Below are 26,185 nucleotides of genomic sequence, written 5' to 3' on the forward strand. Positions count from 1 at the left end.
GGTTCAGGTTACTGCGCCCCTCGTCAGTGACTGTCGCGGCCGGACAGCTGGCGCGTCAGAGCGCCCCGCAGCTCGTCGAGCGGCTGGTCGGCGGCGAGCGCCTCGGTGACGAGCTCGGCCTGCGTCCGCGGCGACAGACCGTCGACCGGCTGGTCCCGGTCGAGGTTCGTCGGGAACGCGTACCCCTCCGCGCTCGCGGCGACGACGTTGCCGATCTCCCGCGGCTGCATCCCGGCAGAGCGCGCAGCAACCAACGCCGGGTGGATCGCCTCGACGACCCGCGCCCGGTCGACGGTCTCCATCGCCCGGCCGAAGGCCGAGCTGACCTGCAGCAGGTTGGCCATCCGGCGCACGTCCGTCGTGTGGTTCGTGCCGGCGGCGTGGAGCAGTGCGGGGTTGAAGAAGACGGCGTCGCCGGCCGACAGCGGCAGCTGCACGTGGTGGGCCACGAAGTACGCCTGGAACTCCGGCTGCTGGTAGGCGACGTAGCCGTGCGTGTACTTCTGGCTGTGCGGCAGGTAGAGCGTCGGACCGGACTCGGCGGGCATGTCGACGTGCGCGACCGCGCCCTGCAGGGTCAGCGCCTGCGAGAGGACGTGCACGTGCGACGGGTAGCGGGCGCACGTCTCGGCGGACTGGAAGCCGAGGTGGTAGTCGCGATGCACCGTCTGCCCGGCGCCCCCGGGGTTGACGACGTTGAGCTGTGAGGTGACCTGGTAGCCCGGCCCGAGCCAGGCCTGCGCGGCGAGCGCGATGGCGTCGTTGGCGTAGTAGTCGACGAACGCCCCGGGGTCGGCCACGGCGAGCTTCTCGAGGGCGTTCCAGATGCGGTCGTTGGCGCCCGGCTTGGCGAAGTGGTCACCCGCCGCCGTGCCGCTCGCGCGCTGCTCGGCGATCATCCGCTCGAAGGCGGCGGTCGCCCGGTCGAGGGTCTCGGCCTCGAAAGCGCCTGCCAGGACGACGATTCCGGGGCCGTCGGAGAAGGCCCGCGCCAGCTCGGCCTGGACGTCACGCCGTGTCACGTCGTCCGCGGCCGTATGCCGCAGCGTGGCCCAGTCGTAGACGAGGACCTCCTGCTCGACGCGGGCTGCGTGCGGGTAGTCGGCGAGGTCGGTCCGCTCGGCGAGCACCTCGAGCAGGTCGGACAGCTGGGCGTCCTCGGGACGGATCCAGCCGGTGCGCGAGCTGGTCGGCGTGATGGTCATGGTGCCCTCCTCGGGCGGATCGACGGTGATCGGGGTCCGACCGTGCGCCGCCCGGAGCGGCGCTGGCCGTGCCTCAAGGATGCGGCCCACGGAGGGGGCGGCGACCCACCGGATGACCTCAGAAACACCTCAGACGCGTCCCCTGGGGACTACGCTCCGGGGATGGCCCAGCACCGCGCACGGTCGCACCGCGTCCGCGACATCGCCGAGCAGTCGGGACTGTCGGAGGCGACGATCGACCGGGTGCTCCACGGCCGGGCTGGGGCGAGCGCGCGCGCCGTGCGCGCCGTCGAGCAGGCCGTGCTCGACCTCGATCGCCAGCAGACCCAGCTGCGCCTCGCGGCCCGCACGCTCCTGCTCGACGTCGTCGTCCAGGCGCCGACCCGATTCAGCACGGCGGTCCGGTCGGCGCTCGAGGACGAGCTGCCCGCGCTGCGCCCGGCCGCGGTCCGAGCGCGCTTCCACCTGCGTGAGAACGCCGACGTCGCGGCCGCCGTCGAGGTGCTCGACAGCCTCGGCCGGCGCGGGCGCGTCTGCCACGGCGTCGTGCTCAAGGCGCCGGACGACCCGGCCGTGGCCGCGGCCGTGGGCCGCCTCGCCGACCGCGGCATCCCCGTCGTCACGCTCGTCACCGACGTCCGCGACAGCGCTCGGGTGGCGTACGTGGGGCTCGACAACGCCGCGGCCGGCGCCACCGCCGCCTATCTCGTGTCCCAGGTGCTCGGCGACCGGCCCGGTGACGTGCTGCTGAGCCTCAGCCGGTCGTTCTTCTTCGGCGAGCGAGAGCGGGCCGAGGCGTTCACGGTCGCCCTCGGTCGTCTGGCACCCGACCGGCGCGTCCACACGATCACGGACAGCGACGGGCTCGACGCGACGATGTCCGCGCTCGTCTCCGACGTGCTCCGGTCGGAGCCGGAGGTGCGCGCCGCCTACTCGGTCGGCGGCGGCAACCGGGCCATCTCGGCGGCCTTCGTCGCGGCGGGCCGGCCGCCCGGTGTCTTCATCGGCCACGACCTCGACGAGGACAACCTCGACCTGCTGCGCTCCGGGGTGCTCACCGCCGTGCTCCACCACGACCTCCACGCCGACATGCGGGCCGGCGTCCGTCAGGTCATGCGTGCCCACCGCCTCGTGCCCGGGGCACCCACGTCGGTCGCGGCCAACGTCGAGGTCGTGACGGCATACAACATCCCCCCGCGCATCCACGCGCACTGACGCCCGACCCGTTCGGCTGAGGTCTTTTTGACGGGTCCGAACGGTGCCGTGCGGCCGCCCTGTCACGCACGCTGAGGTCATCAACCGGGACCACGACGTCCTCGGTCGCCTCGGCGGACCGGGTGCCGTCGCACCCACACCCCGCCCCCAGGAGATCCCATGCGTCTCGGCCTCATCGGTCTCGGCAGGATCGGCTCGTTCCACGCCGACACCCTGTCCCAGCTTCCCGATGTCGACTCCCTCGTCGTCACCGACGTCGTGGCGGAGGTGACGAGGGCCATGGCGGATCGAGTCGGCGCCGACGTCGCGGAGTCACCCGCGAGCCTGCTTCGCGATGGCGTCGACGCCATCGTCATCGCCGCCGCCACCGACGCGCACACGGAGCTGATCCGGGCCGGAGTCGATGCCGGCGTGCCCGTCTTCTGCGAGAAGCCGCTGTCGGCCGACCTCGCCGAGGCGGCGGCGATCGCCCGCTACGTCACGGAGCACGGTGCCGGGGTCCAGGTCGGCTACCCGCGCCGCTTCGACCCGGCCTTCAGCGCTGCCCGCCAGGCCGTGGAGGCCGGGGAGCTCGGGTGGGTCCACACGGTGCGGTCGACGACCTTGGACCCGGCCCCCGCTCCCCGCGCCTACATCGAGACCTCCGGCGGCATCTTCCGCGACTGCAGCGTGCACGACTTCGACACCGTCCGATGGGTCACCGGCCGGGAGGTCGTCGAGGTCTACGCCACCGGGAGCGCCCGGGGCGCGGACGTCTTCGCCGAGCTCGGCGACGTCGCCACCGCGGCGACCCTGCTGACCTTCGACGACGGAGCGACTGCGGTCGTGTCGAACACCCGCTACAACCCCCGCGGCTACGACGTGCGCCTCGAGCTGCACGGGACCGCGGACAGCGTCGCCGCCGGATGGAGCGACACGACTCCCCTGCGCAACCTCGAGCCGGGAGCCACCTGGCCCTCCGGACCGCCGGCCACCTTCTTCATGGACCGGCTCGCCGCCGCCTTCCGCGCCGAGCTGCAGGCGTTCACCGACGTCGTCGCCGGGCGACGCACCTCGCCGTGCACCGTCGACGACGCCCTCGCCGTGGCCTACATCGCCGAGGCCGCCACCCTGTCGCTGCATGAGCACCGCCCGGTGCGGATCGACGAGGTCCGGCTCCCATGACCGGCTCGGACGACGAGGGACTCGCGACGGAGCCGCTCCGCGTCGGCATCCTCGGGGCGGCACGCATCACCGAGCTCGCCCTCGTCAAACCCTCGAGGATCACCGGTGCCCGACTCGTCGCCGTCGCCGCTCGCGATCGCTCCAGGGCCGAAGCGTTCGCCGGCGCCCACGGCGTCGAACGCGTCCACGACTCCTACCTCGACGTCATCGAGGACCCCGAGGTCGAGGTGGTCTACAACCCGCTCGCCAACAGCCTGCACGGCCCGTGGAACATCGCCGCGCTGGCCGCGGGGAAGCACGTCTTCACCGAGAAGCCCTCCGCGAGCAACGCATCCGAAGCCGAGACGGTCGCCGCGGCCGCCCGGCTGAGCGGGCAGCAGTTCTTCGAGGGGTTCCACTACCTCTGGCACCCACTCGTCTCGCGGCTCCACGAGATCCTCGCGAGCGGCGAGCTCGGCGAGCTGCGTCACGTCGAGACCGTCATGGACATGCCGGCGCCCACCGCCTCCGACCCCCGATGGTCCCTCGAGCTGAGCGGCGGAGCGCTCATGGACCTCGGCTGCTACAGCCTGCACACGATGCGCCTGCTCGCCCCGTATGCGGGCGGCGAGCCCACCCTGGTCGGCGCCACGGGCGGCGAGCGCGCCGGCCACCCCGGCGTCGACGAGTGGCTGACCGCGGAGCTGGCATTTCCCAGCGGCGTCACCGGGACGGCCGGCTGCACCATGGCCAGCGACCACCACGAGATGAGCCACCGGCTCGTGGGGACCGCGGGCGAGGCCGTCATCACCGACTTCGTCAACCCGCACGACGACGACCGCCTCGTCGTCACCACCGCCGCCGGCACCCGCACCGAGCGCCTGGGTCGACGGTCGTCGTACACCTACCAGCTCGAGGCGCTGACGACTGCGATCCGCACGGGCACCCCGGCCCGCACCGACGCCGACGACGCCGTGCTGACGATGCGACTCATCGACCAGTGCTACGACGCCGTCGGTCTCGGCCCCCGGCCCGCGCACGCCGACGTCGCGAAGGACCTCCGATGACGACTGCTCCGGCACCCGACGAGCTGCTCGCCACCTGCTGGAGCAGCGCCGGCGACGCCGCCTCCGACCGCGCCGACCTGCGGAGTCCGCTCTCCCTGCGCGAGCGGGTCGAGGCCGCGTCAGCGGCCGGCTTCCGAGGCTTCGGCCTGCTGTCCGACGACCTCCCGGCGGCCGTGACGGCATACGGCCTCACCGGGATCCGCGACCTGCTCGCCGACAACGGGATCACTCACCTCGAGATCGAGGGCATCCCCTGGTGGTGGGACGTCGGAGCCCACGAGCAGGAGTCCTCTCGCGTCCGGCACGCCCTGCTCGAGGCGGCGGAGGTGCTGGGCGCCCGGCACCTCAAGGTCACCCCCGACGGGGACGACGGGCCGTGGGACCGCGGACTCTGGGCCGCCCGGTTCGCCGAGCTCGCAGCCCAGGCCCACGACGTGGGCGCGCGGCTCGGGATCGAGTTCTTCCCGTGGTCGAACGTCGCGTCGCTGGCCGAGGGCCTGCAGCTCGTCACGGCGGCCGGCCATCCGGCGGGCGGCGTCATCATCGACACCTGGCACGTCGCACGGGCCGGCACCCCTCCCGCGGACCTCGCAGCGGTGCCGCTCGAGCGCATCATCGGCGTCGAGCTGAACGACGCGGACGAGTGCGTGGTGGGCACGCTCTTCGAGGACACCGTGCACCGCCGGCGCTACTGCGGGGAGGGCGACTTCGACCTCACGGCGATGATCACCGACCTGCGGAGCGCCGGCTGGACCGGACCGTGGGGTGTCGAGATCCTCTCCGACGAGCACCGGACCCAACCGGTGGGTGAGGCGCTTCGACGGGCGGCCACGAGCGCCCGCCACGCGCTCGAGATGGCACCGGCGCTGGCGTCGTGAACCGGCTCACCGGGTGGCACGGGCCACCCGGTGAGCCGGCAGCGGAACGAGCCCTCGGCGCCCACTCACGGTGGCGGAGCGCGCTCCCGGCCACGGTCGACGGGACCGCCGTCCCGCCGCACGGCGCGTTGCGTCGCCACGCGGCGGCCCTCCTCGAGGCGCGTGCGCTCGCGAGGAGCAGCTGAGGGGTGGTCGGGTCGGGAGGACGTGCCGACGGGCGGCCACCCGGCGCTGACGATCGCGTCGAACTCGGCGCGCAGCAACTCGTCGTCGTCGCAGACGAGGGCCATGAAGACCTCGTCGACGTCGGCGACCGCCTCGGTGCGTGTGTCCATGACCGCCACGTCCCCTCAGGCGGTGATGGTCTTCCGGTCGTCGGCGTCGTGCGAGATCGCGATCCTGCGCGGCTTGGCGCGCTCAGCCACCGGGATCGCGAGCCGCAGCACGCCGGCGTCGTAGCTCGCGCGGATGTGCTCGGTGTCGAGGCTGTCGCCCAGCACGAGCTGGCGGCTGAACACGCCACGCGGCCGCTCGGCGGCGACGAGGTCGGCATCGCTCGCGCGGGTGGGACGCTCGGCCTTGACCGTCACGACGTTGCGCTCGACGTCGAGGTCGATGGACTGCGGGTCGACGCCCGGCAGGTCCAGCTCGACGTGGAAGGTGTCTCCGTCTCGCCAGGCGTCCATCGGCATGGCCGAGGGCCTGGCCAGCGTGCCGCTGGTCCCGAGGGCGAGCTGGGCCACCCGGTCGAGGTCCCGGAAGGTCTCACGGAAGGGGTCAGTGCGCATCAGCATCGTCGTCACCTCCATCATGTCCAGATGCTCCATGGTGGCCACGACCGCATCTCACACGTCGTGGCATGCGCTGTAGGAATGTTGTAGCACCGACGAGTTCGTCTGTGCAAGAGCGTGATTCGCAGAATTCTCTGATTCGTTCCCTGATCGCCGCGACACGGTCCTCGCAGGTCGTCCTGCCCCGGCGGCAGCCTGGTCCGCCCGGGCGGCATCCGCGCGCTGGGCAGCGACTTGGCCTCGGCGCCGAAGCAGGCGACGATGTCGCCATGGCGAAGTCTGGGGGTGGTCCGCGGTTCTTCAAGCGCCGCGGTGACGAGCTCACGGTCAAGGACGGTGAGGGCAACAAGCACCAGGCGACGCTCGAACGCGTCGACGCCGACTCGACGCAGGAGGACGGCTCGTTCGTGCTGGGCTACTGCAAGAGCTGCGACTGGACGGGCCCGGCCCGTCGGGCCCGGGACAAGGCCCGCAAGGACGCGCTCGCGCACTCCGACGAGTGCCCGAGCAAGGGCAAGGTCCGGCTCGGCGTCAGCGAGAACGACCCCCGTTAGGGACCACGCCGGCATCACCCGCGGTGCGCCGACCGTCGCGACCACCTCGTCGGAGCCTCGGCGGCGTGCAGACTGGTGGGCGTCACTCGGGGCTGGCCGGGCGGTGGAGCTCGCCGGTCTCCGCAAGTGTGAGCGCGACCCTGTGAAGCTTTTCGTTCAGCTGGTTCGACGCCTGACGCAATGCGTCGAAGGCGTCCTCGGGAGTGAGCTTGAGCCGCTCCATGAGGATCCCCTTGGCCTGGCCGATGACATCCCGGTTCAGCAGTGCCTTGTGCAGGTTCTCGGCCACATCCGCAAGGCCGTCTCGCTCGCGGACCACCCTTGACGCCATCGAGGCGTGCGCCGCCAGGATCAGCCCGATCTGCTGCGCTTCCTCGCTGAACGCATCCGGCTCGGCGCCATAGGTGTTCAGCGAGGCTCCGCTGCTCCGTGCTGCCTGACTCACCGTTGCCAAGCGATACGACGCGGCCGAGTGCGCGCCCAGATCAGCCGGACGCGACGAGAGCGTGGGCCAGCGGTTGTCAGGGAATGACTTCGCGTAGACGATCGGCGCGGCCATGGCATCCAGGCACGGGCCCTCTCGCGCGTCGTACTGCGCCTGGTCGACGGCCGACGCACTCGCGTCCGTCGTCGAGGCCGTGCGATAGGTCCCGCCCTCACCGACCGTGACGCTGGCCATCTGGCACCCTGCGACCGTGCTGACTGCCGTCTCTGCGATGCGCAGGAGGATCGCGTCGTATGAGTCGGCTGCATAGAGGTTCTCGGCGATGTCGGCGAAAGCTGAGGCCAGGCGCGTCGTGGGGGTGGCCTCCAACCGTCGATCCGTGGCATCCTCCCGCGCTCCAGCCGCGGCATGTCTCTCGGCCCTTGACCCGTCTCGGTCCTGGCGGGCCCGTTCGCGGGCGTCCGCATCGTCCCGATTCGTCACTGCCCCAGCGGAGTCGCGTGGCACACCCAGCTCGGCCTCTTTGGCGGCCAGCTCCCGTTCCCGCTGGTCCAGCGCTCGTTCTCGCGCGTCGGCCTTCAGGTCTCGCACGTCGCCGGCCACGTCTCGCTCATCAGCGACCTCGTCACGGCGGTCACCGACGAAGTCGCGCTTCTCAGCGGCCCAGCGACGCTCAACATCGACTGACTGGGCATCCATCGGGTCGCTCCTCTTCGTCGCCGAGCCGTGCTCGACACCAGGCCCGACCCGGCAATCCCGGGAGGAGCAAACGGGCCGACTTCTTCGTGCGAAGCGGCCCACGCGACCACACAGCGGGGGTGGCGGCAGTCCCCTGCTGCCAGCAGTCCCGCGATGCCTCAACCCTACGACCACCCGGTCGCATTGGGACCCTCCGCAGTGACCCGACAACCCCACCCATCGCTCTTGAGGGTTGCCCCGCGGATGCGCTCGACCGCCGTCGGGGGGCACGGACCACGGAGGGCCCCTCCAGGGATCGTCCCGGGGAGGCCCTCCGTGGTTATGTCGCGTCCGAGCGCGGAGGCTACGGGTTCACGGCATTCACGATGACGTTGCCGCTACCGACCAGGATGCCGGTGTCGGTGCGGACCTGCACCGTGCCGAGCAGGACCCGACCGGCGGCGGGCGCCGTGTTGGCGGTCACGGTGCCGGGGACGGTCCACGACGACCCCGCGGGTCGGAGGGCGTTCGCGTCCGTGACGGCGACCGAACCGAAGGCCGGGTTGCCGAACACGTCGACGTAGTCGAACGTCGTCGACCCCTGGGGGACGGCGAAGCCGTCGACAAGGGTCACCCAGAGACCAGCCGCCGGGTTGGCGATGGTCACCGACTCCTCACTGTCACCGTCGGCGGACTGACCGGCGAGCACGCAGGTGCCGGTCGTGCAGTTGTAGACGTACAGGTCGAGGTCGGCGCCCGTGTCGCCGGCCGACCCGATGGTGGCCCGCAGGGACGTCGACCCGGGCGTGACGGAGACCCGAACCTGCTGCTGGGCACCTGCCGCGATCGTCGGCCTCAGCATCTTCGCGCTGCCCAGCGTGGTGCCGATGGCCCGGCCGGTGAAGGCGCCGAAGCCGTTGGTCAGGGTGTAGCTGCGAGCCAGCGGGACTCCGAGGGCCGCTGAGGCGATGGTGTCGGGGTTGGGCGACACCGTCGCTCCGAGGATGGACGCCGTGAGGGTGTAGGGGGCGTTCTCGGCGTCGGAGGTGCGCCGCGCCTCGACGGTGACCTCCCAGACCCCGGCCTGCGGGTTGCTCGTCGTGCGGCTGGTGGCCGCACCCGTGGCGCAGGTCCCGGATGTCGGGGTGTAGCAGCTGAGCGACGAGTTGTCGTCGATCGCCACTCCGTAGGGGTGGAACCGGAGGAACCGGATCTGTCCCGCGCCGGGGGTGCTGCCTCCGCCGACAAGATCGACCTTGAGCGCCAGAGTGTTGGCCGGCACCGCGTAGAAGTAGCTGGTCACCTGGTTCCGGCCGATGCTGCCCGAGCGAGCCACCGAGAAGTTGTTCGCTGCGGTGAACGACTCAGCGGCCACGACGGTGTTGAGGGTCGCCTTCTCGATGCCCGCCGTCGACGGATCGTCGAGCTTGAGGATCGCCGAGTGCGTACCCGCATGGAGGGGGTTGACGGAGACGGCGACCTGGGTCGGGGTGTTCAGGGGCAGCGCCACCGAGGCAGGCGACGCGAAGGTGCCGTCGTTGCCCACCCAGCTCAGGTTGTAGGTGCGGCTGCCGCCGCCGCCCGAGGTCCGGGTGAAGGTGTAGGTGCGCGTGTAGGAGGCGCCAGGGGCGACTCCCTCACGGTCGAAGATCCCCTCGCCGCGGCCGGGCGTCGCGAGGAAGCCCGACAGGAGCGAGTGAACCGCGACCGACGAGCTGATGTCGACCGGCTTGAGGTTGGTCTTGAGCAGGTCCCAGGCCGCACCGACGGAGATCAGGCCGTTGCCCTGCTCGTAGGCGCCGAATCGCGTGGGGTCCAGATAGCGGGCAGAGGAGGTCAGGGCCTCGCGCAGCTGTGCCGGCTTGACCTGCACTCCTGACTGCTTCGCGGCACTCACGAGGAGCGCGCCTGCTCCCGCGGCCTGCGGGGACGCCATGGAGGTGCCCTGCAGCATCGAGTAGCCGGCCGGGAGGTCGTAGGTGCCCGCCACCGGGGACGAGGTCTCCCACATCGGGGTCGTCGAGATGGCAGCGCCCGGCGCGACGATCTCAGGCTTGAAGCCGCCGTCCTCGCGGGGTCCGCGTGAGGAGAAGCCGTGCAGGTTGTCGACGTAGGCGGAGTCGGAGCCGTAGTTCTTCCGCCACGTCTCCTTGCTGATGTAGGACCCGACCGCGAGCACCTTGGACGCAGCGGCAGGGTCGCCGATCGTGTTCAGGCCCGAGCCGTTGTTGCCGGCCGAGATGAACATCTGGACGTTGTACTGCTCGATGAGCCGGTTGTAGAGGATCGCACGGGTGTTGTTGCCGTCGTTGAGCGCCGGCAGCCCACCGATCGACATGTTGATGACGTCGACGTTGCCCTGCTTGGCGATGAACGTCATTCCCTCGATGAGGGCGTGCGAGGTGCACCCGGTGATGAACATGCAGACCCGGACGGACTTCAGCGTGGCGCCCGGGGCCGCGCCGGACATCGCGCCGCCGAACATCTGGTTGGCCGCGGTGATGCCGGCGACGTGGGTGCCGTGCTCACCGGACACGATGCCGATGTTGACCACCTTGTTCTTGCCGTCGGTCTGGACGACGAACGGCATGGACTCGTGCTCCGGCGTCGCCGGGTTGTCCGTGCCGAAGTGGCCGACGTCGAACTTCTTGGCGTAGTCGGTCAGGACCTGGTCGTTGCCCAGGTTGTGGTCCTGGTTGGTGTCGACACGGACGGTGCCGGCTGCCGCGTCCCACAGGACCGCGAACGTGTCAGTGCTGTCACCGTCGCGGTTGACGTCGCTGCCGACCTCTCCGCCGAGCCGCGGGTCACCCTCGTTGAAGACCGAGACCCGGTAGCTTCCCGGTGGGGCGACGTAGGCCACGCCGCCGTAGGTGAAGCTGGGGCCGGTCATCTGGGTGGACATGTCCAGCCAGGTCGGGTCGTCATCGGTGAAGGGGTCCGTCGCAGTGACCCAGTCGGTGATCTTGCGCTCACCGGTCGTCGTCGTCGCCAGCGCGGGGTGGTCGAGGTCGATGCCGGAGTCGACGATGCCGATCGTGGTGCCGCGGCCGTCCCACGTGGGGTGGGCTGCGGTGAACTGTGCGGCGCCCGTGTCACCGATCGGCATGTACGCGTTGTTCCGAGGGGTGCCCGCGCCAGGAGGGGTCTGCGGGGAAGGCGACTGCGCTCCCTGCGGGCTCGGGTCGTCCAGTGGAATGACCTCGTCCAGGTCCGCGGCCACGATGCCGGTCACATTGGCTGCTGCCTCAGCCTTGTCGATCGGCACGATGGCGCGGATGTAGCTGACGTCGCTGTCGGCCTTGCTGATCACCGCACCGAGCGATCGCAGGCCGGTCGTGACCGTGTTGTTCTGCCCCGGCACGGCCGCGATGAGCAGCGTCACCGTCCGCGAGCCATTGGCTCGCGCGGTGGCGAGCAGCTCGCGATCATGCTTGCCCAGCTGTGACTGCTTCGCTGATGCGCCGGCGTTCGGCGCGCCGACCGCCTGCGGGGCGTTCAGACCCACTGCCCCCATTGCCCCGACGGCCGACATGATCACCGCAGCGCGACGCGCTCTCGATCCCAGGAACCTGCCCATGAACTCCACCTCTGTTGGTTGTTGAGGTACGGCCCCCGTCCCGGACGCTTGAGGCTATCGACGCGAGCGGCCGGCTGGTGGGGCTTCGGCGACATCTGGATCTCGGGGCTGGTCGAGCCCAGGCCGTTCGCGATCGAGAATGGTTTCTGCGGGCGAGATGTGGGCAGACACAGAGTGCACCGGGAGTGCAGTGCACCGCACTCCCGGCCGCCACGACCATCAGCACGACGAGACGCAGGAGATGGATCCCGAATGAGTACGCCTTTTCCCGAACCGACACAGCCCGCGTCGTCATCGGCCGAGGTCCTGCTTCGCTACCTCGACTACTTTCGCGACCAGGTCGCTGAACGGGTCGAGGGCCTGTCCGAGCACGAGCAGCGAACGAGCCGGCTCCCGTCAGGTTGGACGCCGGTCCAGCTCGTGAAGCATCTGACGTACGTGGAGCATCGATGGCTCGACTGGGGATTTGAAGGCGCACACGTTGCTGACCCATGGGCTGACAGCCGTGATGGGCGATGGTTCGTGGACGACGACGAGTCGCTCGCGGATCTGCTGGCCGCCTTCCGCAGCCAGGCCGCACGTAGCAACGCCGTCACCAGGTCCCACGACCTGACCGATGTGGGTCGCCCCGGCCCCAGATGGGACGGTCAGCCACCCGCACGTCTGGACAGGGTGCTGCTCCACCTGCTTCAGGAATACGCGAGGCACGCGGGCCATCTCGACATCGTGGCCGAACTCGCGGGGGGCCCCACCGGGGAATGAGTCGTTCGCCGGTAGGGCCACAGGCACCGCCGCGCCGGAACCGAGCGCGATGACGACTCCTGCTCCCCTGCTGGCGCGGACTGGGGCGGACACCTGGTCCAGTCGTCGAGGCTGCCGCGCGTCTCTGAGATGCCTCCGAGATCTCGTCGTCAGGCTGTGGGTTCGTGCGGCCGCCGCCGCTCCATCCACTCCGAAGGACGTCCGTGACCCACCTGCTCCACCTCAGTGACGCCCTGTTCCTGCGGATCAACGACCTGGCCCGCGCGTCCACGGGTCTGCACGCACCCGCCGTCGCCTACGCGCGGTACGGCCTGGTCATGTTCGCCGCACTGATCCTGCTCGGGGTCTGGCGACGTCGGGGCGCGAGCGACCGGGACCTCGGGCTGCCGTGTGGGCGGGAGCAGGAACCCTGCTCGCCGTCGCGGTCAACCAGCCGGTGGCCGCTCTCGTGGCCGAGGCCCGGCCGTACGCCGTGCACCCCGCCGCACTGACCCTCGTGGACCGGACGACGGACTGGTCCTTCCCGTCTGACCACTCCGTCATGGCCGGTGCCGCCGCGGTGGGGCTGCTGCTCGTGTCGAGGCGCCTGGGCGCTCTTGCGCTGGCAGCGGCAGTGCTCATGGCGGCCACCCGGGTGTACGTCGGCGCGCACTACCCCCACGACGTCGTCGCAGGCCTGCTCCTCGGCGCAGCGGTGGCCGGCCTGGGCTGGCTCCTCGTGCGACTGCCCCTCACGAGGCTGGTCGGCGCTCTGCGTACCCTCCCTGTCATCGAGCGCGTGCTCTCGCCCGTCACGTGAGGACTGCCCCACGGGGATGCACCGGGCCGTGCGAGGAGACGCGCCGCATAGGCTGCTTCGTCGTCTCGGACATCCTGCTGGCGCTCACCACCGAACCGGACGATCTTTCGGAACGGCTGCTGTCGCGCCGACTGGCCAGCCTCGAGGACCTCGTCATCAACCGACGCTGGAGTCCGGTCACCTCCTGAGGGTCACCTCGAGACGGCAGAAGGGCCCCTGACCGGCGTTTCCGCTGGTCAGGGGCCCTTCCGAGCACTGGGTGGCAGGTGAAGGATTCGAACCTTCGTAGCTCTCGCGACGGATTTACAGTCCGTTTCCATTGGCCGCTCGGACAACCTGCCTTGGTGCGTCTGGAAGGATAGCAAGAGATCGGGCGCGGTCCGAAATCGGGCCTCTGGCGACGCTTTCGTCGTGTCCGGACCGCCTCAGCGCACCCGCCCGACAGACCAGACAACAGCATCCGGAAGGACCCCACCGATGGCCGACTCCTCGTTCGACATCGTCAGCAAGTTCGACAAGCAGGAGATCGCGAACGCGGTCAACAGCGCCAGCAAGGAGATCGCGACGCGCTACGACTTCAAGAACGTCGGCGCCTCCGTCGACCTCGCCGGCGAGGTCATCAAGATGAAGGCGAACACCGAGGAGCGCTGCCTCGCAGTGCTCGACGTCGTGCAGACGCACCTCGTCAAACGCAAGGTCAGCCTCAAGCACCTCGACGTCCCCGAGGCAGGCCCGCGCCTCTCGGGCAAGGAGTACCACCTCGACGCGCCGCTCAAGGAGGGCATCTCCCAGGAGAACGCGAAGAAGATCAACAAGCTGATCCGCGACGAGGGGCCCAAGGGCGTCAAGAGCCAGATCCAGGGCGACGAGCTGCGCGTCTCGAGCAAGTCCCGCGACGACCTCCAGGCCGTCCAGCGGATGCTCCGCGACGCCGACCTCGACGTCGCACTGAACTTCACCAACCAGCGCTGAGCGCGCGGGTCCGCCTGCGTGACAGGCGAACCCACCACGACAGACCACGTATGCCGTCCACCTCGGTGGGCGGCATACGTGCGTCTCAGAGCGGGCGGGCGAGTCCGCGCAGGTCGGGGAAGACCTCGACCGCGAGGGCCCACCAGAAGAGGTGGCCGCACAGCTCGGCGTACTCCTGCGGCGTGACCCAGCGCGTCTCGTGGATGCCGTCGTCGCCGTCGGTCAGCTCGGGTCGCACGTCGTCGAGCCGGGTGCGGAAGACCTGCAGGAACGGCTTCTCGCGACTGAAGAGGTTGTCCTCGGTCTTCGGCGTGAACCGCTCGTAGCCGCAAGGGAGCACGTCCGGATGGCGCAGCCGCAAGCCGGTCTCCTCGAACGTCTCGCGCACGGCGTTCTCGACCGGTGTCTCGTCGTCCTCGCGCCACCCCCCGGGGGAGCCCCACTCGCCGCGACGGACGCTGTGCACCACGACGAAGTCGCCCCGGCGGTCGCGGACGAAGACCATCGCCGCGAGCACCCGGGCCGGGTCGAGCGGGTCGTCGGAGGCGACGAGGTCGACATCGCTCGCGCCGTTCGGGAAGGACACGTCGAGGATGCGACGCACCCCCCGGTCACGTTTGCGCTTGCGCAGCCGCAGCCCGGACGCGTTGAGCCGGCGCGCGAGGTCGACCCCGGTCGTCGGCGTCGCGCCGGCGTCGACGGCGTCCTGCCAGCGCCCCTGTGGCACGTCGTAGTGGTCGCCGTCGAACGACCGCGGGTGCAGCTGGGCGGCATGTGCGACGGCGTGCAGCTCGTCGTAGGAGGTGTCGCTGACGAGGTGGGCGAAGAGCCGACCGTGGGCGGGCCAGATCGGCTGGTCGATCCACACGGTCATGCCTCGAAGCCTAGGCCAGGCCGCCGACGCGTGCCGTCCGGTGCCCTGTGGACGACGCCGGCCGCCTCTCCCCCGTCCGACCTAGCCTCGGACGAACGCGGCCACCGTCCGGTCGGCCCACGATCGAGGAGAGCACCCATGTCCCGTTCCGTCGTTGACACCGAACGCATCGCCGCCGCGGCCGGCGACATCAACCGGCTCGCCGACACCATCACGTCGAGCACCGCCGAGCTGCGCGGGCGCCTCGCCGGCATGGGCGCGGACTGGCAGGGCCCGGCCAAGGTCGAGTTCGAGCGCGTCATGCACGACTACCAGCGCATCCAGGCCCAGATGACCGAGGCCCTGGCCGACGTCGGCCGCCTCACCCTCAAGGCGTCGACGGCCTACGCCGAGCACGAGAACGCGACCCGCGCCCTCTTCGCCCGCTGACCCCTCCCCGGCACCCGGCATACGCTCTCCCGGCGCCGCCGGGCGTCGGGCCGCGGACGACGAAGGGCGGCTCCCCCGTGAGGAGGAGCCGCCCTTGCGACGTGCTGCGGTGCTGCTCAGACGGATGGGCTCAGAAGCCCATGCCGCCCATGCCGCCCATGTCGTCGCCACCGGGCATGGCCGGCGCGTGCTTCTCGGGCTTGTCGGCGATGACGGCCTCGGTCGTGAGGAAGAGCGCCGCGATCGAGGCTGCGTTCTGCAGCGCCGAGCGCGTCACCTTGACCGGGTCGATGATGCCGGCGGCGAGCAGGTCGACGTACTCACCCGACGCGGCGTTGAGACCGTGACCGGCCTCGAGACCGCGCACCTTCTCCGCGACGACGCCACCCTCGAGGCCGGCGTTGATCGCGATCTGCTTGAGCGGGGCCTCGGTCGCGACGCGCACGATGTTGGCGCCGGTCGCCTCGTCACCCTCGAGCACGAGCTCGTCGAGCGCCTTGGCGGCCTGGATGAGAGCGACGCCACCACCGGCGACGATGCCCTCCTCGACGGCAGCCTTCGCGTTGCGGACGGCGTCCTCGATGCGGTGCTTGCGCTCCTTGAGCTCGACCTCGGTGGCCGCGCCCGCCTTGATGACGGCGACGCCGCCGGCGAGCTTGGCGAGGCGCTCCTGGAGCTTCTCGCGGTCGTAGTCGGAGTCCGACTTCTCGATCTCGGCCTTGATCTGGGCGATGCGGCCCTCGATCTGCGAGCGGTCCTCGGCGTCCTCGACGATGGTCGTCTCGTCCTTGGTGACGACGACCTTGCGAGCGCGGCCGAGCAGGTCGAGGGTGGCGTTCTCGAGCTTGAGACCGACCTCCTCGGAGATGACCTGGCCACCGGTGAGGATGGCGATGTCGGTGAGCATGGCCTTGCGGCGGTCGCCGAAGCCGGGAGCCTTGACGGCGACCGACTTGAACGTGCCCTTGATCTTGTTCACGACGAGCGTCGCGAGGGCCTCACCCTCGATGTCCTCGGCGATGATCAGCAGCGGCTTGCCCGACTGCATGACCTTCTCGAGGAGCGGGATGAGGTCCTTGATGTTGCCGATCTTGGAGTTCGCGACGAGCACGTAGGCGTCGTCGAGGACGGCCTCCATGCGCTCGGTGTCGGTGACGAAGTAGGCGGAGATGTAGCCCTTGTCGAAGCGCATACCCTCCGTCATCTCCAGCTCGAGGCCCATGGTGTTGGAGTCCTCGACGGTGATGACACCTTCCTTGCCGACCTTGTCCATCGCCTCGGCGATGAGAGCACCGATCTCCTCGTCGGCCGCCGAGATGCTGGCGGTCGAGGCGATCTGCTCCTTGGTCTCGATCTCCTTGGCCTGCTCGAGCAGGCGGGCGGTGACGGCCTCGACGGCCTTCTCGATGCCGCGCTTGAGCGCCATCGGGTTGGCGCCGGCGGCCACGTTGCGCAGGCCTTCCTTCACCATCGCCTGGGCGAGCACGGTCGCCGTCGTCGTGCCGTCACCGGCGACGTCGTCGGTCTTCTTGGCAACTTCCTTGACGAGCTCCGCGCCGATCTTCTCGTACGGGTCGTCGAGCTCGATCTCCTTGGCGATCGAGACGCCGTCGTTGGTGATCGTGGGGGCGCCCCACTTCTTCTCCAGGACGACGTTGCGGCCCTTGGGGCCGAGGGTCACGCGGACGGCGTCGGCGAGGATGTTCATTCCCCGCTCGAGCCCGCGACGCGCCTCTTCGTCAAACGCAATGGTCTTGGCCATTCGGGTGGTCCTCCACGCGAATCGTTGGTGGTGGCCCGCATGACGCCCGCGACGGACGGGACCGGTCTCCCCAGCTTCATGTAGCTGCGAACCCAGCCCCTCGGCATACGGCCCATTTCTGTCACTCCCCTAGGGAGAGTGCTAACGCCATTATTGGCACTCTCGGGGTGAGAGTGCAAACGTCTGGCCCCACGGGCTGGGGCGTATGCCGTCCGCTCGGGTCAGGCGTCCACGGCCGGTGCCAGCGCGGCGGCGATCCGGGCGGCGTGCTCGGCGGACTCCTGCTCCGAGGCATAGGTCGTCCGCGGCCAGAAGAAGCCGCGCAGCCCGTCGCCCTTGGTGCGCGGGACGACGTGCACGTGCAGGTGCGGCACGGACTGGCTCACGACGTTGTTCATCGCCACGAACGTGCCCTGTGCGCCGAGCGCCCCGACGACGGCCGCGGCGAGGCGCTGGGTGGCCCCGAGCATCGTGGCGTGCAGCTCGGCCGGGAGGTCGAGGAGGGTGTCGACGTGTCGTCGCGGCACGAGCAGGACGTGACCCTTGAAGACCGGGCGGCGGTCGAGGAAGGCGACGAGGTCCGGCTCGTCGAGCACGACGTCGGCCGGCACCTCCCCCGCCACGATCGAACAGAAGACGCAGTCCATGGCGACAGGCTCCCACGCCTGGTCGCGTCGGCCCGGTCGGGCAGGTCAGCAGATGATGAGCAGGAAGCAGCCGCCGTCGCTCGACGTCGGCGAGGGGGTCGGCGTCGGGGTGGGCTTCTTCGTCGAGGTCGGCTTCGGCTTCGGGTTCGGGTTGCCCCTCGTGGGCGTCGACGACGGGCTCGGGGCCACGGTCGAGGACGGCGCGGGCGGCGTCGTGGCCCGGCTCGACGACGGGGCGGGAGCCGAGGTGGTCGGCACCGACGAGGTCGGGTCGGAGGCCGGCTCGACGACGGCGGTCGCCGGGGCGCGCGTGGTCCCGGGGCGGGTGGTCCCGGTCGCGGCGGTGGGCGTGCCGGTCGCCGCAGAGGAGGTGTCGGCCGAGCCCCAGCCGTCGTCGGAGGTCGTGCTCGTCCAGTCACCGCCGGGCAGGCCGGGGAAGCCGCTGGACGACATCGCCTCGTCGCTCCAGCTGTCGCCCGACCAGTAGGCGACGGCGCCGGTCGAGAGCAGCGCGACGGCCGCGAGGACGGCGGCGATGAGGACCTTGCGTCGGGACTTCGAGCCGGGAGTGGTGGTGTGGTTCTCGGTCGACATGGTCCACAAACGTAGAGGAATCGGGCGGGAGACGCCTCCTCAGAGGGTGGCCGCTACGGTGGTCCCATGCTCGGGGAGACGTGGATCACACCGAGGTACGCGGGGTGAGCGCGCCGCCGTCCGGGGACCGTCCCGCGGCGACGACCGGCTTCGTCGAGGTCGCCGACCGGGTCTTCGTCGCGCGCTACCGGCAGTGGGACGTCAACGTCGGCCTGGTGCTCGGTCGTCACGGTGCCGTCGTCATCGACACGCGGGCGAGCGGCATCCAGGGCAGCCAGGTCCTCGACGACATCCGACGCCTCGGCCGTGACATCGAGGTCCGCCACGTCGTCAACACGCACGTCCACTTCGACCACACCTTCGGCAACACCGCCTTCGAGACCGCCATCGTCCACGCCCACGACAACGTCGGGCGCACCATCGACGCCGATGCCGAGCGGATCAAGGCCGCCTTCCGGGCGGACCCTGGAGACGGCCCGGAGTACGGCTACACCGCGCGCGACGCCGCCGAGGTCATGGCGACCGTGGTCCGCGGGCCCGACCGCACCTTCGGCTCGAACGCGACGATCGACCTCGGTGACCGCGTCGTCACGATGACGTATGCCGGCCGCGGCCACACCGACGGAGACGTGGCCGTGCTCGTGCCCGACACCGACGCGATGTTCCTCGGCGACCTCGTCGAGGAGAGCGCCCACCCGTCGTTCGGCGACGACTGCTGGCCGCTCGAGTGGGCCGACACCCTCACCTCGCACCTCGTCCAGGCCGAGGACCGCACGGTCGTCGTGCCGGGACACGGACACCCCGTGGACGGCGCCTTCGTGGCCCGCCAGCGCGACGAGATCGCTGTCGTCGCCGCCGTGATCCGCGAGCGCCGGCTCGGCGCGGCGTCGCTCACGGAGGCGTTGAACGCGCCGGACCCGCGCCTGCCCTACCCCCTCGACCACCTGGACTCCGCCATCCGCCGCGGCTGGGACCACCTCTCCCCACCCACCCCCTGACGCGACACCCACCCCGACGCCCGCCGCGCCGGAAGCCTTCCGTGGCCGGTTCGTGGAGTTCTTCCGGCATGTGGTGCCGGAAGAACTCCACGAACCGCTCCCACGACACGCAGTTCACGCCGGGCGCCGCTGACCTGGGCCCGCCAGGCAGTCGCGGCCGCATGAGCTGGGCTCTCCGTCCCAGCCGCGGGACCGGAGCAGCCGTCCGACGAGCACGCTCGCCCGGCAGGGCTCGAGGACGTGGGGCCACCTGAGTCGCAGCGTGGACTCGCCGCGGGCGACGGCATCGACATCACGCTCGAGGTCGGCCCACTCGCGCCGCGGTCCCGTGTGGACGAACCGCCCGTCGAGCTCGACGACGACGGCGAAGTCGGAGTACTCCACGTCGCGGTACGTCACGCCCCGCCTCGTGACGACCTTGACCTGCCGCCTCGCGGTCGGCAGGCCGTGCGACCGCTCGACGTCATGCAGGTAACGCCGTTCGAACACCGACATCGTGCCCGCGGCCACGTCGTCGAGGATCGGAAGGAGCAGGCGCCGACGAGGCAATCGACCTCGCGCCGACAGCTCGTCGTGCAGTCGGGCCGCTGTCGTCACCCGCTGCTGGCAGGCGTCGGCCAGGACGGCGACGGCCGTGGCCTCGTCAGCACAGGCGGAGGCGACGTCGAGCAGAGCCTCGTCCAGCCGCAGGCGCGGCGGCGAGAGATGGAGCTGCACCCGGCGCTCGAAGTCATGTCGACGGGTCACGACCACCCCGGCAGGTGGAGCGACCCGCCGGCTTGCGTCGACCACCACCTGGACGGGTTCCAGGGCGACCCGCCCGCGAGTCATCTCGCGGTCGAGCCAGGACGCAGCCGCGACCTCGACCGCAGCCGACCTGAGGCCGTGCGCTCGAAGCGCGGAGTCCCCGGCGAGCGCAGCCGGCCAGTGGAAGAGCACGCCGGCCCAGGCTCGCTGCGTCCAGGTCGGCTGCCCGGTGTGGTCGACGTAGACACCGGGATGGATCCGCGCCAGCTCCCGTCGGCGCAACAGCCGTTCCAGGTCGCTGTCGTCGAGGCCGCACTCGAGGGCCTGCGTCCTCGAGATCACGCCGTCCTGCGCGTGAAGCACGTCGCGTGCACTCGCCAGGTCCATTCCTCGAGGGTCGCTGCGGCTGCGGCCACCCACGAGGTAGAGGGCCGCAGCTGTGGGCAACCCCCGGCGTTTCGCGGGGGATGTGGACACCGACGGACACGTCGTGGAGTTCTTCCGGCACCAGGTGCCGGAAGAACTCCACGACGTGCGCAGTCGCAGGCAGCAGGAGCGCCCGGTCGCGGACCTCAGCGCGAGAGCGCGGAGGGAAAGGCGTCGGACCAGGAGCGCAGCGCGATGCCGCCGTCGGCCGTCCGGTCGACCGACGTCGCCGCGAGCAGCGCGTGCACGATCGCCCGGGCGACGCAGTCCGCACCAGCCTCCATGAGCACGGTCTGCTCGACCGGGTCCGGCGCCGGACGCTCTCCCGTCGCGAGCGTGAAGATGGTGTCGCCGTCGAAGAGCGTGTGCACCGGCTTGAGCGCCCGTGCATAGCCGTCATGCCCGATGCCGGACATCTTCTGGCACTGGGCCTTGGACAGGGTGGCGTCCGTCGCGATGACCCCGATGGTCGTGGCCAGTCCCGGCCGGCCGGCGTTCGCGGGCAGGGCCTCGGCCCGGGCCTGCGCAGCCTCGAGCTCGGCGGCACTCGGCCGACCCACGTGGGCCAGCTCGTCGCCGAGACCGAGCCCCACGGCATACGGCACCCCGGTGGCCGGGTCGACCGCCGAGCCGACGGCGTTGACGGCGACGAGCGCGGCAACGATCGTGCCCGACTCGAGCACGACGCTCGCGGAGCCGATCCCGCCCTTGAAGCCCCCGACCTTGGCGCCGGTGCCCGCACCGACGCTGCCCTGGGCGACGGCCGAGGACGTCGCACTGGCGTATGCCGCCCTCCCGTCCTCCGCGCGCGGACGGTGGCCCCACGTGCCGGCGCGTCCCAGGTCGAAGAGGATCGCGGACGGCACGATCGGCACGACGTGTCCCGGCTCGCCCATGGGCCAGCCGATCCCGTCGTCCAGCAGGGCGTCCACGACTCCGTCGGCGGCGGCGAGGCCGAGCGCGGACCCGCCGCCGAGGACGATCGCATCGACGCGGTCGACGAGGTTGCGCGGGGCCAGCAGGTCGGTCTCTCGCGTGCCCGGCCCGCCGCCGCGCACGTCGACGCCGGCGACGGCGCCGCCGCCGGGGGCGAGCACCACGGTCACGCCGGTGAGCCAGCCCGGCTCGTCACGGGTGCAGTGGCCGACCCGGAGGCCCGCGACGTCGACGAGGGAGTTCGTCGGGCCCGGGGCCACGACGAAGGGGGCATCGCTCACTGCGGGTCCCTGAGGTCGAACTCCATGAGGCGCCCCGGCGAGCTGAAGCCGAGCCGCTCGTAGAACTCCTGGGCCCGGTCGTCGGGAGCGTTGAGCCGGATCCACTTGACGTCGGTCGTGCGCGACCACTCGATCATCGCCTCGGTCAGCGCCCGCCCGACGCCGCGGTCACGACAGCCCGGCGCGACGAAGAGGCCGCCGACGTGCAGCCACGAGACGTCCTTGCGCCCGGGCCACGGCAGCGCGCGGATGCGCCGGGTCTCGAGGATGCCGGCATGGTCGCCCCGGCTCTCGGCGATCCAGGTCGGCCGGTCGGGCCGCTCGGCCAGCCACGCGTCGACGAAACGGTCGAGGTAGCCGGTCTCGGACGGCATACCCAGCTCGCGGGCGAACTGGAGGTGCAGCGCGGCGACGATGAGGGCGTCGTCGGCCGACGCGCGGCGGATCGTCACCTCGGCCATGAGGGAAGTGAACCACGCGCGTGCCGCGAGGGCTCGCAACCACGGCTCGGCCGGGGTGCGATGCCCAGCCGGTGGGACGCGTCAGGCGAGAGCGGTCAGACGTTGATGCCGAGGCGGCGGCTCGTGCGCGCCCGCTGGCGGCTCGCGCGCATCCGGCGCAGGCGCTTGATGAGCATCGGGTCGGCCTCGAGGGCCTCCGGGCTGTCGAGGAGCGCGTTGAGCACCTGGTAGTAGCGCGTGGAGCTCATGTCGAAGAGCTCCTTGATGGCCTGCTCCTTGGAGCCGGCGTACTTCCACCACTGGCGCTCGAACGCCAGGATCTCGAGGTCGCGCGCGCTGAGGCCGTCCTCGGACTCGTGGCGCTGCGGCTGCGCCGTGGCGTGTTCTGTGCTCATGTCCCCGTCTCGCTGCAGTCGTGCTGCGTGTCGCGTCGTGCGTTGGCTCCGGTCACACCCTAGACCGAAATGACAAGGGTGTCATTCAGCTCAGGCGTGGCGCGGCATGTCGTCTGCGGGGCCGTCGCACCGCCCGGAACATGCGTCCCACGAGCCTCGTGCGCCCCACCCGTGACGCCCCATCGCGTCTTCCGGTGTCGTCCGGTGTCGTCCTGGCGTCGGTGCCGGGTGGCCGTCCTCGACGATCCGACGGCCCATCTGGGTCAGGCCATCGTATCGAGGATGGCGTTGACGTCCTCCTTGGTGGTGTGCGGGTTGACGATGGCGAAGCGCGTCAGCGTCTCCCCGCGGAAGGTCGTCGGCACGACGAAGGCGAACTCCTGGGCGAGGAGCCGGTCGGTCCACGCCTGGTAGTCCTCGGGCCCCCAACCGAGGCGGCGGAAGACGACGACCGACAGGTCGGGCTCGCGCACCGCCTCGAGGTAGTCGCGGCGCCCGATCTCGTCGGCGGCGAAGCGGGTCACCTCGAGGGTGCTCTCGATGGCGTCGACGTAGGCGTCGGTGCCGTGCACGGCGAGGGAGTACCAGAGCGGCAGGCCGCGCGCGCGTCGCGTCAGGCCGATGGAGTAGTCGGTCGGGTTCCACTCGGCCGACTTCGTGATGACGTCGAGGTAGCCCGCCTCCTGCGTGTGCGCGACCCGCGCCAGCTCCGGCTCGCGGTAGATGAGGGCGCAGCAGTCGAACGGCGCGAAGAGCCACTTGTGCGGGTCGACGATGAAGGAGTCCGCGTGCTCGATGCCGTTGAAGAGGTGTCGCACCGACGGTGCAGCGAGGCCGGCGCCACCGTAGGCCCCGTCGACGTGCAGCCACAGGCCGTACTCGCGGCACACCTCGGCGACCGACTCGAGGTCGTCGACGACGCCGAAGTTCGTGGTGCCGCTCGTCGCGACGACGGCGAAGAACGTCTCGGGACCGTTCTCCTCCAAGGTCTTTCGCAGCTCGGATCCGGTCAGGCGCAGCTTGTCGTCGACGTGCACGCCGCAGACCTCGGCGTCCATGACGGCCGCCATCGAGACGACGGACGAGTGGGCGTTGTCCGTGGCGGCGATCCGGTAGGGACGCGCGCCCGTGCCCGCTTCCTTGGCCTTCGCCCGGGCGGTGTGCCGAGCCACGACGAGCGCCGACAGGTTGCCCACCGTGCCGCCCGGGACGAAGACGCCGCCCGCCTCGGCCGGCAGGCCCGCGAGGTCGCTGATCCAGCGCAGCGCCTGGTTCTCGGCGTAGACCGCGCCCGCGCCCTCCATCCACGACCCGCCGTAGATCGACGAGGCGCCGACGACGACGTCGAAGGCCGCGGCCTCCCGCGTCGGGGCGCACGGGATGAAGGAGAGGTAGCGCGGGTGGTCGGTCGAGAGGCAGGCCGGCGCGAGGGTGTGCTCGAAGAGCTCCATCGCCCGCGTCGAGCCGAGGCCGCCGGCGGTGATGGTCTGGCCGGCGGCCGCCCGGAGGTAGGCCTCCGGCTGCGCCCCGTCGAGCGGGATCGGGTCCATGAGCAGGCGCTCGCGGGCGTAGCTGAGGACCTTGTCGACGGCGACGTGGTCGGCATCCTTGTCGAAGCTGTGCACGCACAGATGCTAGGCCCTGCGGCCGGGTGCGACTGACCGCCCGGGGGCCGCGTGACGGGTGGGGCGGGAGGTCAGCCGAGGAGGGCGGTGCGCAGCTCGTCGGCGGACGCGACGACGGCGGTGGGCCGCACGCCGTGGAGTGCGTCGGGCAGGCCCGCACCCCACGTCACCGCCACGGTGTCCATGCCCGCGGCCTTGCCGGCGAGGACGTCGACGACGGCGTCTCCGACGTAGACGGCGTCATTGGACCCCCGGCCCATCCGGTCGAGCGCGAGCAGCAGCGGAGTCGGGTCGGGCTTGTGCCGCTCGGTGTCCTCCATCGCGACGAGGACGTCGACGTGCTCGCTGATGCCGAGGATGTCCATGGCCTGCTGCGCCGACTCGCGTCGCTTCGACGTGGCGACCCCGACGTGGATGCCGGCGGCGCGCAGGTCACCGAGGACGTCGACGACGCCGTCGTAGCCCCGGATGAGCCGCTCGGTGTTGTCGGCGTTCCACTGGAGGTACGTCGCGTAGAGCTCGTCGGCGTGCTCGGGCGAGTGGTCGCGGAAGGCTCCGATGAGCGGGCGCCCGATCCACGAGCGGATCACGTCCGGGTCCTCCTCGTGCCCGAGGACCGTGCGGAACGCGTGCTGGTAGGACTCGACGATGAGGTTGATCGTGTCGGCCAGCGTGCCGTCCAGGTCGAAGACGGCGGTGGACCAGCGGGGAGAAGTCACCGGCCGAGCCTAGGGCAGCGACGGCTCCAGCCACCGCCCTCGTCTCATGACCCGGGTCGGGCGGGCGGCGTCGTCGACGACGACCACGTCGGCCCGGGACCCGACCGCGATCGAGCCCCGGTCGGCCAGCCCGAGCGCGCGGGCGGGTGTGCGCGTGGCGGGCCGGACGGCATACGCCATCGGGACGCCGGAGGCGACGGCGCGGGCGACGATGTCGGCGACGTGGCTCGTGCCACCCGCGATGGAGCCGGGGCTCGTGCCGTCGGGGTCGCGCGCCAGGCGGGCGATGCCGCGGTCGACGACGACCGAGAGGCCACCGAGGACGTACGCGCCGTCCCCCACCCCCGCCGCGGCCATGGCGTCGGAGACGAAGGCGACGTGGTCGGCGCCGACCAGGTCGAGGACGGTGCGCACGGTGTCGTCCGAGAGGTGCGCGCCATCGCCGATGAGCTCGACGGTGACGTGGCCCCGCGCGGCCGAACGCATCAGTGCCGCAACGGCGCCCGGCTTGCGGTGGTGCCACGGGTCCATGCCGTTGAAGAGGTGTGTGGCGAGGTCGGCGCCGGCCGCGACGGCCTGCTCGACCTGCGCGTACGTGGCCGTCGTGTGGCCGATCGCAGCGTGGATGCCGGCCGTCGTGAGCCAGCGGACGAGGTCGAGGCCGTGGGCGCGTTCCGGGGCGAGCGTCACCTGGCGGAGGTGACCGCGGCCGAGCTCGATGAGCCGCTCCACCTCGGCGAGCGACGGGTCGCGGAGCAGCGCCGGGTCGTGCGCGCCGCAGCGGGCTTCGGCCAGCCACGGACCCTCGAGGTGGATGCCGTCGACGACCCCGTCGTCGGCGAGCTCGGCGAGCATCGCGACGCCCCGCTCGAGGTCGCGCGGGCTCATCGTGACGAGGCTCGCGAGCAGGCTCGTCGAGCCGTGCGCGTGGTGGTGCTCGGCCGCCGCGGCCGCGGCGTCGTCGCGCAGGTCGGTGAACGCCGTCCCGCCGCCGCCGTGGCAGTGGATGTCGACGTATGCCGGCACCATCGTCCCGCTCACCCGCTCGGTCGCGCCGTCGCCCGGTGGGGGTCCGTCGCCTGCGGTGACGGGGGTGACCGCCGTGATGCGCTCGCCCTCGACGTGGACGAGGACGTCGGGCAGCACGGTGTCGTCGACGAGGGCGGGTCCGCGCAGTGTGAGGTTCATCGGGGTCGATTCTG

General features: G+C 71.3%; 26 protein-coding genes and 1 tRNA gene. 10 read left to right on the plus strand and 17 right to left on the minus strand.

Features of this window, described 5'->3' with window-relative positions; all coding sequences use genetic code 11:
* Window positions 1–23 precede the first annotated feature (23 nt).
* Window positions 24–1,205, minus strand: coding sequence for a phytanoyl-CoA dioxygenase family protein (locus tag ASE25_RS01535; protein ID WP_056823749.1), 1,182 nt, complete (start codon window positions 1,203–1,205; stop codon window positions 24–26).
* Window positions 1,206–1,367: 162 nt separating this feature from the next.
* Here ASE25_RS01535 and ASE25_RS01540 point away from each other — a divergent pair, with 162 nt between their 5' ends.
* The 4 genes from ASE25_RS01540 (at window position 1,368) to ASE25_RS01555 (ending at window position 5,508) form a co-directional block, all read left to right on the plus strand.
* A complete protein-coding gene (locus tag ASE25_RS01540; RefSeq protein WP_056771399.1) occupies window positions 1,368–2,420 on the plus strand; it encodes a LacI family DNA-binding transcriptional regulator in 1,053 nt (350 codons plus the stop codon).
* Window positions 2,421–2,579: 159 nt separating this feature from the next.
* On the plus strand, window positions 2,580–3,584 hold the full coding sequence (locus ASE25_RS01545; protein ID WP_056822266.1) for a Gfo/Idh/MocA family oxidoreductase: 1,005 nt from the start codon (window positions 2,580–2,582) through the stop codon (window positions 3,582–3,584).
* Window positions 3,581–4,630, plus strand: a complete 1,050-nt coding sequence (locus ASE25_RS01550; protein WP_056822269.1) for a Gfo/Idh/MocA family protein — start codon at window positions 3,581–3,583, stop codon at window positions 4,628–4,630. Before ASE25_RS01545 ends, ASE25_RS01550 begins: the two co-directional genes overlap by 4 nt.
* Complete coding sequence (locus tag ASE25_RS01555) at window positions 4,627–5,508, plus strand: sugar phosphate isomerase/epimerase (protein ID WP_056822271.1); 882 nt, start codon at window positions 4,627–4,629, stop codon at window positions 5,506–5,508. The genes ASE25_RS01550 and ASE25_RS01555 overlap by 4 nt, the downstream gene beginning before the upstream one ends.
* Before the next feature lie 65 nt (window positions 5,509–5,573).
* On the opposite strand, the gene ASE25_RS01560 is transcribed toward ASE25_RS01555, so the two are convergent.
* Together ASE25_RS01560 and ASE25_RS01565 are read right to left on the minus strand one after the other, a co-directional pair.
* Window positions 5,574–5,843 (minus strand): hypothetical protein, encoded by a 270-nt coding sequence (locus tag ASE25_RS01560; protein WP_056822274.1) that lies wholly within the window; start codon window positions 5,841–5,843, stop codon window positions 5,574–5,576.
* 15 nt (window positions 5,844–5,858) lie between these two features.
* Complete coding sequence (locus ASE25_RS01565; protein ID WP_056772665.1) at window positions 5,859–6,302, minus strand: Hsp20/alpha crystallin family protein; 444 nt, start codon at window positions 6,300–6,302, stop codon at window positions 5,859–5,861.
* A gap of 266 nt (window positions 6,303–6,568) precedes the next feature.
* On the opposite strand from ASE25_RS01565, the gene ASE25_RS01570 reads away from it, so the two are divergent.
* Window positions 6,569–6,853 (plus strand): hypothetical protein, encoded by a 285-nt coding sequence (locus ASE25_RS01570; protein WP_056771413.1) that lies wholly within the window; start codon window positions 6,569–6,571, stop codon window positions 6,851–6,853.
* An 82-nt stretch (window positions 6,854–6,935) separates the two neighbouring features.
* On the opposite strand, the gene ASE25_RS01575 is transcribed toward ASE25_RS01570, so the two are convergent.
* Entirely contained in the window at window positions 6,936–7,997 is a 1,062-nt protein-coding gene (locus ASE25_RS01575) for an ANTAR domain-containing protein (RefSeq protein WP_056822276.1), read from the minus strand.
* Between the two features lie 343 nt (window positions 7,998–8,340).
* On the minus strand, window positions 8,341–11,493 hold the full coding sequence (locus tag ASE25_RS01580) for a S8 family serine peptidase (protein ID WP_235508560.1): 3,153 nt from the start codon (window positions 11,491–11,493) through the stop codon (window positions 8,341–8,343).
* Window positions 11,494–11,808: 315 nt separating this feature from the next.
* On the opposite strand from ASE25_RS01580, the gene ASE25_RS01585 reads away from it, so the two are divergent.
* Complete coding sequence (locus ASE25_RS01585) at window positions 11,809–12,318, plus strand: DinB family protein (protein WP_056771421.1); 510 nt, start codon at window positions 11,809–11,811, stop codon at window positions 12,316–12,318.
* A 388-nt stretch (window positions 12,319–12,706) separates the two neighbouring features.
* Window positions 12,707–13,117, plus strand: a complete 411-nt coding sequence (locus ASE25_RS01590) for a phosphatase PAP2 family protein (protein WP_235508496.1) — start codon at window positions 12,707–12,709, stop codon at window positions 13,115–13,117.
* Between the two features lie 260 nt (window positions 13,118–13,377).
* Here ASE25_RS01590 and ASE25_RS01600 read toward each other — a convergent pair.
* A tRNA-Tyr gene (locus tag ASE25_RS01600) sits at window positions 13,378–13,458 on the minus strand.
* 136 nt (window positions 13,459–13,594) lie between these two features.
* On the opposite strand from ASE25_RS01600, the gene ASE25_RS01605 reads away from it, so the two are divergent.
* Window positions 13,595–14,089: a YajQ family cyclic di-GMP-binding protein gene (locus ASE25_RS01605; RefSeq protein ID WP_056771430.1), complete on the plus strand. Its 495-nt coding sequence runs from the start codon at window positions 13,595–13,597 to the stop codon at window positions 14,087–14,089.
* Window positions 14,090–14,174: 85 nt separating this feature from the next.
* Here the strand turns inward: ASE25_RS01605 and ASE25_RS01610 are convergent, their stop codons facing one another.
* Window positions 14,175–14,963 (minus strand): DUF4031 domain-containing protein, encoded by a 789-nt coding sequence (locus ASE25_RS01610; RefSeq protein ID WP_056771433.1) that lies wholly within the window; start codon window positions 14,961–14,963, stop codon window positions 14,175–14,177.
* A gap of 138 nt (window positions 14,964–15,101) precedes the next feature.
* Between ASE25_RS01610 and ASE25_RS01615 the strand changes: the two genes are divergently transcribed.
* Entirely contained in the window at window positions 15,102–15,392 is a 291-nt protein-coding gene (locus ASE25_RS01615) for a WXG100 family type VII secretion target (RefSeq protein ID WP_056771435.1), read from the plus strand.
* Window positions 15,393–15,522: 130 nt separating this feature from the next.
* Here the strand turns inward: ASE25_RS01615 and groL are convergent, their stop codons facing one another.
* From groL to ASE25_RS01630, 3 genes are all read right to left on the minus strand, one after another.
* The gene (gene groL, locus ASE25_RS01620; protein ID WP_056771437.1) at window positions 15,523–17,154 is read right to left on the minus strand and encodes a chaperonin GroEL; all 1,632 of its coding nucleotides are present in this window, start codon (window positions 17,152–17,154) and stop codon (window positions 15,523–15,525) included.
* Between the two features lie 221 nt (window positions 17,155–17,375).
* Entirely contained in the window at window positions 17,376–17,801 is a 426-nt protein-coding gene (locus ASE25_RS01625) for an HIT family protein (protein WP_056822280.1), read from the minus strand.
* A 45-nt stretch (window positions 17,802–17,846) separates the two neighbouring features.
* Entirely contained in the window at window positions 17,847–18,395 is a 549-nt protein-coding gene (locus ASE25_RS01630) for a hypothetical protein (protein WP_056771443.1), read from the minus strand.
* 104 nt (window positions 18,396–18,499) lie between these two features.
* Between ASE25_RS01630 and ASE25_RS01635 the strand changes: the two genes are divergently transcribed.
* On the plus strand, window positions 18,500–19,393 hold the full coding sequence (locus ASE25_RS01635; RefSeq protein ID WP_235508497.1) for an MBL fold metallo-hydrolase: 894 nt from the start codon (window positions 18,500–18,502) through the stop codon (window positions 19,391–19,393).
* 114 nt (window positions 19,394–19,507) lie between these two features.
* Here ASE25_RS01635 and ASE25_RS01640 read toward each other — a convergent pair whose 3' ends face one another.
* The 7 genes from ASE25_RS01640 to ASE25_RS01670 all read right to left on the minus strand — a co-directional run bounded on the left by ASE25_RS01640 (window position 19,508) and on the right by ASE25_RS01670 (window position 26,171).
* On the minus strand, window positions 19,508–20,527 hold the full coding sequence (locus ASE25_RS01640) for a type IV toxin-antitoxin system AbiEi family antitoxin domain-containing protein (RefSeq protein WP_056822284.1): 1,020 nt from the start codon (window positions 20,525–20,527) through the stop codon (window positions 19,508–19,510).
* A 185-nt stretch (window positions 20,528–20,712) separates the two neighbouring features.
* Complete coding sequence (locus ASE25_RS01645) at window positions 20,713–21,783, minus strand: P1 family peptidase (RefSeq protein ID WP_056822287.1); 1,071 nt, start codon at window positions 21,781–21,783, stop codon at window positions 20,713–20,715.
* On the minus strand, window positions 21,780–22,244 hold the full coding sequence (locus ASE25_RS01650; protein ID WP_020143393.1) for a GNAT family N-acetyltransferase: 465 nt from the start codon (window positions 22,242–22,244) through the stop codon (window positions 21,780–21,782). The genes ASE25_RS01645 and ASE25_RS01650 overlap by 4 nt, the downstream gene beginning before the upstream one ends.
* 95 nt (window positions 22,245–22,339) lie before the next feature.
* Entirely contained in the window at window positions 22,340–22,639 is a 300-nt protein-coding gene (locus ASE25_RS01655; RefSeq protein ID WP_056771452.1) for a DUF3263 domain-containing protein, read from the minus strand.
* A 263-nt stretch (window positions 22,640–22,902) separates the two neighbouring features.
* The gene (locus ASE25_RS01660) at window positions 22,903–24,264 is read right to left on the minus strand and encodes a pyridoxal-dependent decarboxylase (protein WP_056822289.1); all 1,362 of its coding nucleotides are present in this window, start codon (window positions 24,262–24,264) and stop codon (window positions 22,903–22,905) included.
* A gap of 71 nt (window positions 24,265–24,335) precedes the next feature.
* Window positions 24,336–24,983, minus strand: coding sequence for an HAD family hydrolase (locus ASE25_RS01665; protein WP_056771459.1), 648 nt, complete (start codon window positions 24,981–24,983; stop codon window positions 24,336–24,338).
* A 9-nt stretch (window positions 24,984–24,992) separates the two neighbouring features.
* Window positions 24,993–26,171, minus strand: a complete 1,179-nt coding sequence (locus ASE25_RS01670; RefSeq protein ID WP_056822290.1) for an N-acetylglucosamine-6-phosphate deacetylase — start codon at window positions 26,169–26,171, stop codon at window positions 24,993–24,995.
* Between the last annotated feature and the right edge of the window lie 14 nt (window positions 26,172–26,185).

It is taken from the genome of Terrabacter sp. Root85 (genome assembly GCF_001429185.1).
In the GTDB taxonomy this organism is placed as follows: domain Bacteria; phylum Actinomycetota; class Actinomycetes; order Actinomycetales; family Dermatophilaceae; genus Terrabacter.